Source organism: Streptomyces sp. NPDC018045 (assembly GCF_044327445.1).
In the GTDB taxonomy this organism is placed as follows: domain Bacteria; phylum Actinomycetota; class Actinomycetes; order Streptomycetales; family Streptomycetaceae; genus Streptomyces.
Window position 1 is genome coordinate 871,900 of the sequence record NZ_JBIRFL010000001.1, and the last position, 13,149, is coordinate 885,048.

General features: G+C 71.4%; 11 protein-coding genes. 3 read left to right on the top strand and 8 right to left on the bottom strand.

All coding sequences use genetic code 11. The features are described 5' to 3' along the window. Window positions 1-173 precede the first annotated feature (173 nt). The 3 genes from ACH4EB_RS03725 (at window position 174) to ACH4EB_RS03735 (ending at window position 3,962) form a co-directional block, all read left to right on the top strand. Window positions 174-1,556 (top strand): family 2B encapsulin nanocompartment shell protein, encoded by a 1,383-nt coding sequence (locus ACH4EB_RS03725; protein WP_398345632.1) that lies wholly within the window; start codon window positions 174-176, stop codon window positions 1,554-1,556. Continuing rightward, complete coding sequence (locus tag ACH4EB_RS03730) at window positions 1,543-3,264, top strand: SufS family cysteine desulfurase (RefSeq protein WP_398345633.1); 1,722 nt, start codon at window positions 1,543-1,545, stop codon at window positions 3,262-3,264. Before ACH4EB_RS03725 ends, ACH4EB_RS03730 begins: the two co-directional genes overlap by 14 nt. Window positions 3,265-3,503: 239 nt before the next feature. Continuing rightward, window positions 3,504-3,962: a hypothetical protein gene (locus tag ACH4EB_RS03735; RefSeq protein WP_398345634.1), complete on the top strand. Its 459-nt coding sequence runs from the start codon at window positions 3,504-3,506 to the stop codon at window positions 3,960-3,962. Between the two features lie 58 nt (window positions 3,963-4,020). Here the strand turns inward: ACH4EB_RS03735 and rodA are convergent, their stop codons facing one another. The 8 genes from rodA to ACH4EB_RS03775 all read right to left on the bottom strand — a co-directional run bounded on the left by rodA (window position 4,021) and on the right by ACH4EB_RS03775 (window position 13,131). Further along, window positions 4,021-5,229 carry a rod shape-determining protein RodA gene (gene rodA / locus ACH4EB_RS03740; protein ID WP_398345635.1) on the bottom strand — a complete coding sequence of 403 codons (1,209 nt, stop codon included), beginning with the start codon at window positions 5,227-5,229 and terminating at the stop codon, window positions 4,021-4,023. Next, window positions 5,226-7,367, bottom strand: a complete 2,142-nt coding sequence (gene mrdA / locus ACH4EB_RS03745) for a penicillin-binding protein 2 (protein WP_398345636.1) — start codon at window positions 7,365-7,367, stop codon at window positions 5,226-5,228. Before mrdA ends, rodA begins: the two co-directional genes overlap by 4 nt. Further along, a complete protein-coding gene (mreD, locus tag ACH4EB_RS03750; RefSeq protein WP_398345637.1) occupies window positions 7,364-8,083 on the bottom strand; it encodes a rod shape-determining protein MreD in 720 nt (239 codons plus the stop codon). The genes mrdA and mreD overlap by 4 nt, the downstream gene beginning before the upstream one ends. A gap of 3 nt (window positions 8,084-8,086) precedes the next feature. Further along, the gene (mreC, locus tag ACH4EB_RS03755; RefSeq protein WP_398345638.1) at window positions 8,087-9,019 is read right to left on the bottom strand and encodes a rod shape-determining protein MreC; all 933 of its coding nucleotides are present in this window, start codon (window positions 9,017-9,019) and stop codon (window positions 8,087-8,089) included. A 187-nt stretch (window positions 9,020-9,206) separates the two neighbouring features. Further along, window positions 9,207-10,226 (bottom strand): rod shape-determining protein, encoded by a 1,020-nt coding sequence (locus ACH4EB_RS03760; RefSeq protein ID WP_003985182.1) that lies wholly within the window; start codon window positions 10,224-10,226, stop codon window positions 9,207-9,209. Window positions 10,227-10,516: 290 nt separating this feature from the next. Next, window positions 10,517-10,930, bottom strand: coding sequence for a nucleoside-diphosphate kinase (gene ndk, locus ACH4EB_RS03765; protein WP_398345639.1), 414 nt, complete (start codon window positions 10,928-10,930; stop codon window positions 10,517-10,519). Window positions 10,931-11,230: 300 nt separating this feature from the next. Next, the gene (locus tag ACH4EB_RS03770; protein WP_398345640.1) at window positions 11,231-11,590 is read right to left on the bottom strand and encodes a DUF4233 domain-containing protein; all 360 of its coding nucleotides are present in this window, start codon (window positions 11,588-11,590) and stop codon (window positions 11,231-11,233) included. 2 nt (window positions 11,591-11,592) lie between these two features. Then, the gene (locus ACH4EB_RS03775; RefSeq protein ID WP_398345641.1) at window positions 11,593-13,131 is read right to left on the bottom strand and encodes a bifunctional folylpolyglutamate synthase/dihydrofolate synthase; all 1,539 of its coding nucleotides are present in this window, start codon (window positions 13,129-13,131) and stop codon (window positions 11,593-11,595) included. Window positions 13,132-13,149 lie beyond the last annotated feature (18 nt).

Below are 13,149 nucleotides of genomic sequence, written 5' to 3' on the forward strand. Positions count from 1 at the left end.
CATCTCTGTACGAACACCTGCGAATGCCGGATAGCTCCTTTCCGGCCGGTTGCGGAAATACGCCGTCTTGCCGTCGGCAGTTGCCACTCGGACGATCGGTCCCTCATCCCGTGCGGACCACGGTGGCCACGAGGGCCGCCGTGCGCCCGCGCGCCCTTTCACGAGGAGGACCGATGACCACTCCCAACGGCCGCCAGAGCCTCAGTCCCGATGCGGCACGGCAACTCGCCACCGCCACCAAGACCACGCCCCAGATGCGCGGTATCACCCCGCGCTACCTGCTGCGGGCCCTGCCGTGGGTGGACGTCGACTCCGGCGTCTACCGCGTCAACCGCCGCCGTACGTTCATCCTCGGCGACGACCGGATCAGCACGTTCTCCGAGGGCGACAGCCACCGCATCGTGCCCGAGGACCTGAGGGAACTGCCGTTCCTGCGGCAGGCCGACGAGGCCCAGCTCCGCGAACTCGCCGAGACCTGCGACGAGGTGACCTTCGAGGCCGGACAGTTGCTGTGCTCGGAGAGCGACAGCGCCGACCGGCTCTGGGTGCTCGTGCGGGGCCGCGCCGAGAAGCGGGTGACCGGCCGCTACGGCGAGGACGCGCTGCTGGAGATCGTCGGCGACGGCCAGTTCTTCGACCTGGAGTCCTGGGCCAAGGGCGAGAACCTGCCGTACCGGGTACGCGCGCTCACCCCCGGCGTCGCCCTCTGCGTCCACCGTTCCAAGCTGGCCGAACTCGCCGACCGCGACGAGACGTTACGCACCTCGATGGAGACCTACTGCTCCGGCGACGGGCCGACGCCGGGCGCCGAGGCGCCGGTCGACCTGGCCTCCGGGCACGTCGGCGAACCGGAGCTGCCGGGCACGTACGTGGAGTACGAGGACACGCCGCGCGAGTACCACATGAGCCTCGCCCAGACCGTGCTGCGCGTGCACACCCGCGTCGCCGACCTGTACAACCAGCCCATCGACCAGACCCGGGCGCAGAGCAACCTGACCGTGCACGCGCTGCGCGAGCGGCAGGAGTCGATGATGCTCAACCACCCGGACTTCGGCCTGTTCAACCAGGTCGCGCCGGGGATGCGGGTACAGCCGCGGACCGGCGCGCCGACGCCGGACGACCTGGACGAACTGCTGGCCAAGGTGTGGAAGCAGCCCGCGTACTTCGTCGCGCACCCGCGGGCGATCGCCGCGTTCGGCCGCGAATGTACCCGCCGGGGTGTGCCCCCGGTGACCGACACCCGGTTCGGCAGTCCGCTGCTGACCTGGCGCGGCGTGCCGCTGCTGCCGTCCGACAAGGTGGGCATCAACGGCGCGGGCACGACGGAGATCCTGCTGATGCGGGTGGGCGAGGCCGAGCAGGGCGTGGTCGGGCTGCGGCCCGCCTCCGTACCGGACGAGGCGGAACCGGGCCTGTCCATACGCAACATGGGCGTCGACCAGAAGGCCATCACCTCCTACCTGGTCACGGCCTACTTCAACACCGCCGTCCTGGTCGAGGACGCTCTCGCCGTCCTCCAGAACGTCGAGGTGTCCAAGTACCATGACTACTCCTGAGGTCACGGGGCTCACGGCACCGCTGAGCGCACTCCTCGGCAGGGGGACGAAGACCGCCGCGCCGAACACGGCGACAGCCCCTGCCCCGGGTACGGACACGGCCACACGTACGACCGCGATCACGGACACGGGCACGGGCACCGGCACGGGCACCGCGCCGGCCACGGCCCCGAGCATGGGCGCGGTCCCGGGCGCGGGGGCGACCGTCGTACCGGCCGCGGCCATGGCGGGCCTGCCGGGCATGGCCCAGGTCCCGAGCGCGGACTCCGCCACGGGCGGCGCCACGTCAAATGCCGTACCCGGCGCGCCGCTCCCAGTCCCGGGGACGCACCAGTACCCCGGAACGGACCAGTACCCCGCCCCGGCCCCGACCACCGCCACGACGCCGTCGGCCGGCACGCTCCCGACGACCGGCACCATCCCGACCACGACCACGACCCCGGCTTCGGCCCCGGCCACCACCGCCCCCCGGTCCCTCCCCGGCGCCCAACGCGGTGCCTTCTCCCCCGAGATGGCGCGGCGGGACGTCCCGATCCTGCACCGGCTGGTCAACGGCCGCCCGCTCGTCTGGCTGGACAACGGCGCCACGACGCAGAAGCCGCGCCAGGTGATCGAGGCCCTGGCCGCCTTCTACGGTTCGGCCAACTCCAACATCCACCGCGGCGCCCACACCATGGCCCGCGACGCCACCGCCCTGTACGAAGCGGGCCGGGCCGCCGTCGCGGACTTCCTGGGCGCCCCGTCCCCCGAGGAGATCGTCTTCGTCCGGGGCACCACCGAGGCGATCAACCTGGTCGCCCAGACCTGGGGGCGGGCCAACGTCGGTCCGGGCGACGACATCCTCGTCCCCGTACTGGAGCACCACTCCGACATCGTGCCCTGGCAGCAGCTCGCCGCCGAGACGCACGCCCGGGTGGTGCCGGTGCCGCTGCTGCCGGACGGGCAGATCGACCAGTTCGCCTACGCCGACCTGCTCTCCTCCCGTACCCGGCTGGTGGCCGTCAGCCACGCCTCCAACGTGCTGGGCACCGTCCCGCCGGTGGCGGAGATGACGGCGCTGGCCCACCGCTACGGCGCCAAGGTGCTGGTGGACGGCGCGCAGGCGGTGGCCCACTTCCCGGTCGACGTGCAGGCCCTGGACGCCGACTTCTACGCCTTCTCCGGTCACAAGCTGTTCGCGCCCACAGGCATCGGCGCGCTGTACGCCAAGCCCGAACTGCTGGCGTCCATGGCGCCGTGGCAGGGCGGCGGGAACATGATCGAGTCCGTCTCCTTCGACCGCACGACGTTCGCGCCCGCCCCGCACCTCTTCGAGGCCGGTACGGGCAACATCGCCGGCGTGGTCGGCCTGCTCGCGGCCCTCGACTGGCTGTCGTCCTTCGACCACGAGGCCATCGCCACGTACGAGACCCAGCTCCTGGCCCACGCCCGGCAAGCCCTGGCGGCGGTGCCCGGCCTCCGCGTACTGGGCGAGGCCCCCGACCGCATCGGGGTCCTGGCCTTCACCCTCGCGGGCCACGACCCGACGGCGGTGGCGCAGTCCCTGGACCTGGACGGCATCGCCGTCCGCTCCGGCCACCACTGCGCCCAGCCGGCCCTGGCCCACTACGGCCTGGACAGCGCCGTACGCGCCTCCCTGGCCCTCTACAACACCCCGGAGGAGGTGGACCAACTGGCAGCCTCCTTGCTGCGCCTCCAGCAGACCTGATCTCCCGGCCCGTGTCCGCCCCGGCCCGCCCGGGGCGGACACACCCTCGGCCACGCACCGCCTCCCGGGCCGGGCCTTCGCTCGCCGAGAGGAGTACCGCAGCCCACCGCCTTCGGCCGGCCCGCCGGCAGCGGGTCCGCCGGTCGCGCCGCGTGATCGACGGCCCCCGCCCCGGGCCGGCCCGCCCCTCCCGGTACAGTGCCTTCCTTGACTCGCGCACATCACGGCAGGGGGGCACGATGCTCGCGCATCTGACGGACACCGCACGGCAGTTGGCGGCCGTTCTGTGGCAGCGGCACACGGTCTACCGGGACCGGGCGGGTGGTGTGGTCATACGGGGTGAGCACGTTCAGCGGTGGATCAGTCTGTCCGTGACGGGGACCCGGGGTGAGGTGCTCATCCGGGCGGGACGCATTCTGGACGGTGGTACGAGCGCGCCCGCGCGGGCGGAGACGGTGCTGCGGCTGGACAGCGGCACGGCGGAAATGGCTGCCGCCTGCCGCCGGTTACTGGCCGACACGGCCCTCAGCGGCGCGCCGGGGACGCCCCGCGCCCCGCGGCCGGAGCGGCACCGGCCGCGGGCCCGGGCGGGTAAGGCGAGGATCGCCCTGTGGGCCGTCCTCGTCACGGTGACGAGCGCCGCGGTGCTCGCCGCCCTCGTCGCCTACAGCGCCTACAGCGCCGCCTCCGGCCGCTGAGAGCCTGTGTCACGACCCCGGCCGGGCGCCCGCCGCCCGGCCGTACGGGCGGGCGCCGTCAGGCCGACACCGGCCGCTGTACGTGGATGGACTGGAGCAGCCCTATGGCGATCCAGACCGCGAACATGGATGTGCCGCCGTACGAGACGAACGGCAGCGGCAGACCGGTGACGGGCATGATGCCGAGCGTCATGCCGATGTTCTCGAAGGCCTGGAAGGAGAACCAGGAGACACAGCCCGCCGCGACGATCGTGCTGTACAGCTCGCTGGACTCGCGGGCGATGCGGCAGGCGCGCCAGAGGACGACGCCCAGCAGGACGATGATCAGGCCCGCGCCGAGGAAGCCCAGCTCCTCGCCGGCGACGGTGAAGATGAAGTCGGTCTGCTGCTCCGGGACGAACTGGCCGGTGGTCTGGCTGCCCTGGAAGAGACCGGAGCCGGTCAGCCCGCCGCCGCCGATGGCGATACGCGCCTGGTTGGTGTTGTAGCCGACGCCCGCCGGGTCCAGGCTCGGGTTGGCGAAAGCGGCGAAGCGGGCGATCTGGTAGTCGTCCAGCAGGCCGAGCTGCCAGATGGCGACGCAGCCGGCGACGCCGGCGCCCACCAGGCCGAGGATCCACCGGTTGGAGGCGCCGGAGGCGAGCAGCACGCCGAGGATGATGGCGCCGAGGACCATGACCGAGCCGAGGTCCGGCATCAGCATGATGATGACGACGGGGACGGCGGCCAGGCCGAGGGCCTGTACGACGGTGCGGTGGTCGGGGTGCGGGCGGTCGCCCGCGTCGACCCGGCCCGCGAGGATCACCGCCATCCCCAGCGTGATCGTGATCTTGGCGAACTCGGCGGGCTGGAGGGAGAGCCCGCCGGGGATGGCCAGCCACGAGCGGGAGCCGTTGATCGTGGCGCCCAGCGGCGTGAGGACGAGCAGCGACAGCAGCAGCGAGAAGACGTACAGGATCGGTACCGCCCCGCGCAGCGTGCGGTGGCCGAGCCAGATCGCGCCGGCCGCCAGGGCCAGGCCGATGCCGGTGTTCAGCAGGTGGCGGAGGAGGAAGCCGTACTCGTCGCCGTGGTTGAGTTCGGTGCGGTTCCGGGTCGCGGAGAAGACCAGCACCGCGCCCATCAGGGACAGCGCCAGGCAGCACAGCAGCATGACCCAGTCGAGCCGGCGGACGACCGAGTCGCGCGCGGTCAGCTTGCCCCAGGCGCCGCGGTCGGGGGTGTAGCGGCGGACGGTGAAGCCGTTCGCGCTGTGGGAGCTGGTCACCGGCCCCGCCTTCCGGCCGCGGCGGGCGGCGGGGTGGCGGCGACGGGCTTGATGGGCTGCGCCTGGATCGTGCCGTCACCCAGGATCTCGGGCAGGCCGGTCTGCGGCTTCGGGAGCAGCGCCGCCTTCTCGTCGATCTTGCCCTTGTCGTCCACCCCGTACAGCGCGTTGTAGATCTTGCGCACGGCGGGGCCGGCGGAGCCCGAGCCGGTACCGCCCTGGGAGATGGTCATGACGATCGTGTAGTCCTTGGTGTACGTGGCGAACCAGCCCGTCGTCTGCTTCCCGTAGACCTCGGCCGTACCGGTCTTGGCGTGCATCGGGATCTTGTCCTGCGGCCAGCCCTGGAAGCGCCAGGCGGCGGTGCCGCGGGTGGCGACGCCGGCCAGCGCGCCGTCGATCTGGGACAGCGTCTTGGCGGTCACCGGCAGCTTGCCGTGGGACTTGGGCCGGATGTGGTCGATGTGCTTGCCGTCGGGGCTGACGACGGCCTTGCCCACGGTCGGGTTGTAGAGCGTGCCGCCGTTGGCGATCGCCGCGTAGATCGTCGCCATCTGGATGGGGGTGACCTGGGTGTCGCCCTGGCCGATGGAGTAGTTGACGGAGTCACCGGCGCGCATCTTCATGCCGGACTCGCAGTTCTCCCTGGCGATCTTCGAGACGTAGTCGTCGCCGGTCTTGCCCTGCTTGCACCAACTGTCCTTGTTGGCCTCCCAGTACCGCTTCTTCCACTGGCGGTCCGGGACGCGGCCGGTGACCTCGTTGGGCAGGTCGATGCCGGTCTCCTTGCCGAGGCCGAACTGGTGGGCGGTCTTGTAGAACCAGTCCGCCGGCTTCTTCGGGTTGTTGCCGCCGTCCTTCTGCCACTGCTGGTACGCGAGGTTGTAGAAGACGGTGTCGCAGGAGACCTCCAGCGCCCGGCCGAGGTTGATCGGCCCGTAGCCCTTGGACTCGAAGTTCTTGAAGACCTGGCCGCCGATGTTGAAGGAGGCGGTGCAGGGGTAGGTGCCGTCGAAGTCGTATCCGGCGGCGATCGCGGCCGAGGTGGAGATGACCTTGAAGATCGAGCCGGGTGCCGACTGGCCCTGGATCGCGCGGTTGAGCAGCGGGTAGTTGGACTCCTTGCCGGTCAGCCGCGCGTAGTCCTTGCCGGAGATGCCGCCGACCCAGGCGTTGGGGTCGTAGGACGGGTTGGAGGCCATGGAGATGACCCGGCCGGTCTTGTTCTCCATGACGACCACGGCGCCCGCGTCGGCCTTGTAGGTGGTGCCGGTGTTCTTGTCGTGCTCCTTACGGGCGTCCTTCATCGCCTGCTCCAGTTCCCGCTCCGCCATGGCCTGGACGCGGGCGTCTATGCTCGTGACGACGTTGGCGCCGGGCACCGCCTTGTCGCTCTTGGCCTTGCCGATGACCCGGCCGAGGTTGTCGACCTCGTAGCGGGTCACGCCGGCCTTGCCGCGCAGGGCGCTGTCGTAGGTGCGCTCCAGTCCGGACCGGCCGACCTGGTCGGAGCGCAGCAGCGGCGAGCGGGTGTCCTTGGCCTTCTGGATCTCCTCGTCGGTGACCGGCGAGAGGTAGCCGAGGACCTGGGAGGTCCGGGCCTTGCCGGGCGCGGCGTAGCGGCGTACGGCGGTGGGCTCGGCGGAGATGCCGGGGAAGTCCTCGGAGCGTTCGCGGATCTGGAGGGCCTGCTGGGTGGTGGCCTCGTCGGTGATCGGGATGGGCTGGAAGGGCGAGCCGTTCCAGCAGGGCTGCGGCGTCTTGGCGTCGCACAGCCGGACCTTGTTGCGGATCTCCGTCTCCGACATGCCGAGGACCTTGGCGAGCCGGCCGAGCACGGCCTTGCCGTCGTCCTTCATCTTCAGCAGGTCGGTGCGGCTGGCGGAGACGACCAGGCGGGTCTGGTTGTCGGCGAGCGGGATGCCGCGGGCGTCGAGGATGGAGCCGCGGGTGGCCGGTTCGACCACCTGCTGGACGTGGTTGTTGCGGGCCTCGTCGGCGTACTCCCGGCCGTTGCGGATCTGGAGGTACCACAGCCGGCCGCCGAGGGTCAGCAGCAGCGAGAAGACGAGGATCTGGATGGCGATCAGCCGGATCGTGACGCGCGAGGTACGGCCGGTCTCCGGAATGTTGGTCACAGTCGCTTGACCCCCTTGATGCGTCCTGCCTTGTTACGGGCCGATCTGCCGAGCAGTCCGCCGCGCTGGCCGCCGATCCGGGCCGGCTTGGCCGGGAGGCTGGTGCGCATCGAGCGACTCGCCTTCAGGCCGGTGCCGGAGCCGATCCAGCCGTGGACACTCTTGCGGCCCTTGCCCGAGCCGCCCTGCCCGGCGGCGTCCGTCGCCAGCGGGTCGTGTTCCGTCCTGCGGGCCAGGGCCATGACCAGGGGTACGGCGAACGGGGCCAGCAGCAGGTCGTAGAGCGTGGCGGTGAACAGCAGCCATCCCAGTCCCACGTGCCGGGCGGCGGAGTCGCCGACGAGCGAGCCGACGCCCGCGTACAGCAGGGTCGAGCCGAGGGCGGCGCCGACCACGACGACCAGCGGCATGGTCGCCGAGCGGTGCTGTCCGTTGTCCGGTTTGGTCAGCCCGGCCGCGTATCCGATGACGCACAGCACCAGCGCGTACCGGCCGATGGCGTGGTCGGAGGGCGGTGCGAGGTCGGCGAGCAGGCCGGCGCCGAAGCCGACCAGGGCGCCGCTCACATGGCCGTGCACCAGAGCCAGGCCGAGGACGACCAGGAGCAGCAGGTCCGGTACGGCACCGGGCAGTTGGAGCCGTGCCAGCACGCTGACCTGGACCAGCAGGGCCACGACCACCAGAGCGGCCGAGAGCAGGGTCCTCTTGATGCGCATCGGTCAGCTCCTGGGAGAGGCGCTCGCGGTGGGGGTGGCCGTGACGGTGACCGTCGGGGTCGGCTTGGGCTTGGCGGGTTTCGGCGGCAGCACCGTGTCGCGCGGGTCCTCGCGGGGCGGCTGGACGACCACGCCGACCACGTCCAGCTTGGAGAAGCCGACGAACGGGCGGACCTGGAGGGAGCGGGTCAGATCGCCGTTGGACGGGTCGACCTTGACGACCCGGCCGACCGGGACGCCGGGCACGAAGGGCTTGTCGGCGCTGGAGCCAAAGGTGACCAGCCGGTCGCCCTTCTTCACCTCGGCCTTGCCGTTGAGGAGCTGGACGCGCAGCGAGTCGCCGCCCTGGCCGGTGGCGAAGCCGATCTCGTTGGTCTTCTCCATGCGGGTGCCGACGGTGAAGTCGGGGTCGTTGGCGAGCAGGACGGTGGCGGTGGTGCGGCCGACGGTGGTGACGCGGCCGACCAGGCCGTCCCCGTTGAGGACGGTCATGTCGCGGGCGATACCGTCCTGGGAGCCGGCGTCGATGGTGACGGTCCAGGAGAAGCCCTGCGCCGCGCCGATGGCGATGACCTGGGCGCCCTTGATGCCGTACTGACCGGTGCCGGCGGTCTTGAGCATCCGGTCCAGCTCGGCGGCGCGGTTGCGGTTGCGGTCGGAGGAGCCCAGCTTCGCCTTGAGCGCGGCATTCTCCCGTTCCAGGGCGCTGATACGGGTGTGCCGCTCACCGGAGTCCCGTACGGCGCCGACCGCGTTGCCCACCGGGTCGACGACCGTGGCGATACCGCTCTCGACCGGTCCGAAGGCCGCGGCGGCGGCCTGCCGGGCGCCGGCGAGCGGGGACCGTTCGCCGCCGCGGATGTCCACCGTGATCAGCGCGAACGCGATCGCGACCAGCAGCACCAGTAGCAGCCGGCTCTCTCGTGTGTCCCTCACGTGCGGCGGCCGTGTCCTTCCTCGTAGGACCGGCCGGCTGCGGGCCCGCGCCGGTCGCGCTGGGGAGTGCGGTTGTGCCTTTGTACGCAGTGCTCGCCCGTCGGGGCGTGGTGCCTGTATATCAACGATCCGCCGTACGGACGTTCAGCCGCCCGTACGGCGGGATGTCGGTTTCCCGTCGGCTTCCCTAGCGGCGCGGCTGGGAGTCCAGGACCTGCTGGAGCGCCTCGAACTCCTCGACGCACTTGCCGCTGCCGAGCGCGACGGAGTCGAGCGGGTCCTCGGCGATGTGGATCGGCATGCCGGTCTCGCGGCGCAGGCGCTCGTCGAGGCCGCGGAGCAGGGCGCCGCCTCCGGTGAGCACGATGCCGCGGTCCATCACGTCGCCGGACAGCTCCGGCGGGCACTTGTCGAGCGTCGTCTTGACCGCGTCGACGATGGAGTTGACCGGCTCCTCGATGGCCTTGCGGACCTCGGCCGCGGAAATCACGACGGTCTTGGGAAGTCCGGAGACCAGGTCCCGGCCGCGGATCTCGGTGTGCTCGTCCTGCTCCAGGTCGTACGCCGAACCGATGGTGATCTTGATGCTCTCGGCGGTGCGCTCGCCCAGCAGGAGGCTGTACTCCTTCTTGATGTGCTGGATGATCGCGTTGTCCAGCTCGTCGCCGGCCACCCGGATCGACTGGGCCGTGACGATGCCGCCGAGCGAGATCACCGCGACCTCGGTCGTGCCGCCGCCGATGTCCACGACCATGTTGCCGGTGGCCTCGTGGACCGGCAGGCCGGAACCGATCGCGGCGGCCATCGGCTCCTCGATGATGTGCACCTGACGGGCGCCGGCCTGGGTGGACGCCTCGATGACCGCGCGGCGCTCGACTCCGGTGATACCGGAGGGGACACAGACGACCACGCGCGGGCGGGCCAGGTAACGGCGCTTGTGAATCTTGAGGATGAAGTAGCGGAGCATCCGCTCGGTGATCTCGAAGTCGGCGATCACGCCGTCCTTCAAGGGACGCACCGCGACGATGTTGCCAGGGGTGCGGCCGATCATCTTCTTCGCCTCGGCCCCGACGGCGAGGATGCCGCCGGTGTTGGTGTTGATGGCCACGACCGACGGCTCGTTGAGGACGATCCCGCGACCCCTGACGTACACCAGCGTGTTGGCGGTCCCGAGGTCGACAGCCATGTCACGGCCGATGAACGACATGTTGTTCCCCATGAGGATACGTCTGGCCTTCCCAACTGGAGCGGAATGCTTACTTGAGGTCGGCAGGTGTGGTGCGCCGGGGCGCGGAAGCTCCATCGTAGTCACGAAGTCCCCACCGCTCGAACGCGGTGCGGGGTTCCTCCGCCATTGTCGGCGGAACACGGACCCGCCCCCCACAATGGGGACGTCGTGTCGCGCCGAAGCGTTCCCCCGTTAGGAGCGCGGATACCGCGAGGCGACCGGCGGTCCGCCGGTCGCCCCAGGTCACCGGGGGTCCCGGTGACCGGAAGTCAGGCCAGGCCCGGGAAGAAAATCTTGATTTCACGCTCCGCCGACTCCGGCGAGTCCGAGGCGTGGACGAGGTTCTCCCGGGTGATGGTCCCGAAGTCGCCGCGGATGGAACCAGCGGGCGCCTTGATCGGATCGGTGGGACCGGCCAGCGCCCGTACGCCCTCGATGACCCGCTCGCCCTCGACGACCAGGCTGACCACCGGGCCCGAGGACATGAACTGCACCAACGGCTCGTAGAAGTCCCGGCCGACGTGCTCGGCGTAGTGCTGCTCCAGGATCGCGCGGTCCAGGGTGCGCAGCTCCAGCGCGCTGATCGTCCAGCCCGCCTTGCGCTCGATACGGCCGAGAATCTCACCGACCAGGCCGCGGCGGACCGCGTCGGGCTTGAGGAGGACGAGCGTGCGCTGGCTCACGGGAGGGGCTCCTTGGGTACGTGGACAGACGGCAGGTGCCCTGAGGCTACATGGGTGACGGCATTGGGCTGTACGCGGTACCGGGGCCCGGATCACCGGATCCGGGCAGGCTGCCGGGGCCGTACGGGTGAACGGGCCGGGGCGGGCCCGCCGGTTTTCGCACCCACGTTCGCACCCGGTTTCGCGCCGACGTCCGCACCGGTTTGATCCGCACGTCCGCGCCCGGCCCCGGAAAGACGCCCGGCCCCGGAAAGACGTCCGGGCCGGGTGCGTCCGCACCCGGCCCGGTTTCCGCCGCTGCTACGCCGTGCCCGGCTGCGGGCCGTCCTCGGCCTGCGCCGCCCAGCGGGCCTTCGCCTCGTCGATCTTGCGGCCGAAGTGCACCGACGCCCACCACAGGGCGGCGAAGACCACCCCGAGGAAGAACATCGTCGTCACCACGAAGCCGCCGGCGATCAGGGCCGCCTGGAGAACCCAGCCGAGCTGTACGCCGCCGGGGCGGGTGAGCATGCCGCACAGCAGGACGCACAGCAGCATCGCGACGCCGCTGACCGTCCAGACCGTGGCCGTGGAGTGGCCGGAGGTCTGCATCGCCACCAGCCCGGCGAACCCGATCACGAAGAACTCGCCGATCAGCGTGCTCGCACACAGCGTGCGCATGGTCAGTTCCTTCCCAGGAGCAGCCGGGCCTCGCCGACCGTGATCACGGAGCCGGTGACCAGCACGCCGGCACCGGAGTACTCGCCCTCCTCCTCCGCGAGGGTGATCGCCGCCTCCAGCGCGTCGTCGAGCCGCGGCTCGACCTGTACGCGATCGGCACCGAAGACCTCCACCGCGACGGCCGCGAGCTCGTCCGCGTCCATGGCGCGGTGGGTGGAGTTACGGGTCACCACGACCTCGGCGAAAATCGGCTCGAAGGCTTCGAGGACCCCCCGCACGTCCTTGTCCGCACTGGTGCCGACCACGCCGACGAGTCGGCTGAAACCGAACGCCTCGGTGACCGCCTCGGCCGCGGCCCGCGCGCCCGCCGGGTTGTGCGCCGCGTCCAGGATCACGGTCGGGCTGCTGCGCACGACCTCCAGGCGGCCCGGCGAGGCCACCGCGGCGAACGCGGAGCGGATGGTGTCCAGGTCCAGCGTGCGGGCGTGCTCGGAGCCGATGCCGAAGAACGCCTCCACGGCGGCGAGCGCCACCGCGGCGTTGTGCGCCTGATGGGCGCCGTACAGCGGCAGGAAGATGCCCTCGTACTCGCCGCCCAGGCCGCGCAGCGTCAGAAGCTGGCCGCCGACCGCCACCTCCCGGCTGAGCACGCCGAACTCCATGCCCTCGCGGGCGACGGTGGCGTCCACCTCGACGGCGTGCTTGAGCATCACGGACGCCGCGTCCACCGGCTGCTGCGCCAGGACGACGGTGGCGTCCTTCTTGATGATCCCGGACTTCTCGCCGGCGATCAGCTCGGGCGTATCGCCGAGGCGGTCGGTGTGGTCCAGCGAGATCGGCGTGACGACGGCGACATCCGCGTCGATCACGTTGGTCGCGTCCCAGGTCCCGCCCATGCCGACCTCGACGACGGCGACGTCCACCGGGGCGTCCGCGAAGGCCGCGTACGCCATGGCGGTGAGCACCTCGAAGAACGACAGGCGGTACTCCTGGCGCTCGTCGACCATCTCCACGTACGGCGCGATGTCCCGGTACGTCTCGATGAAACGCTCGGCCGGGATCGGGGCGCCGTCCAGGCTGATCCGCTCGGTGATGGACTGCACGTGCGGGCTGGTGTACCGGCCGGTGCGCAGCTCGAAGGCGCTCAGCAGGGCCTCGATCATGCGGGCGGTGCTGGTCTTGCCGTTGGTGCCGGTGATGTGGATGGACGGGTACGCGCGCTGCGGCGAGCCCAGGACGTCCATCAGCGCCGCGATGCGCTGCACCGAGGGGTCGAGCTTGGTCTCCCCCCAGCGGCCGGCCAGCTCGGCCTCCACCTCGCGCAGCGCGCGGTCCACCTCCGGGTCGGCGGGACGGGCGGGCACGCCGTCCCCCTGGGGCGGGCCGGCCTGCGCGCGCAGGGTGCGGCTGCCGGCCTCGATCACGGCGAGGTCGGGGTCCCGGCCGGTCTCGGCCTCCACCATCTCCTCGAAGGGGTCGGCCGGGCCGTCCGGGCCGGGGATCGGGTCGGGGTCGTCGTTCTGGGGGCGGTCGTCGCTCACGGCACCCAGTCTACGAGG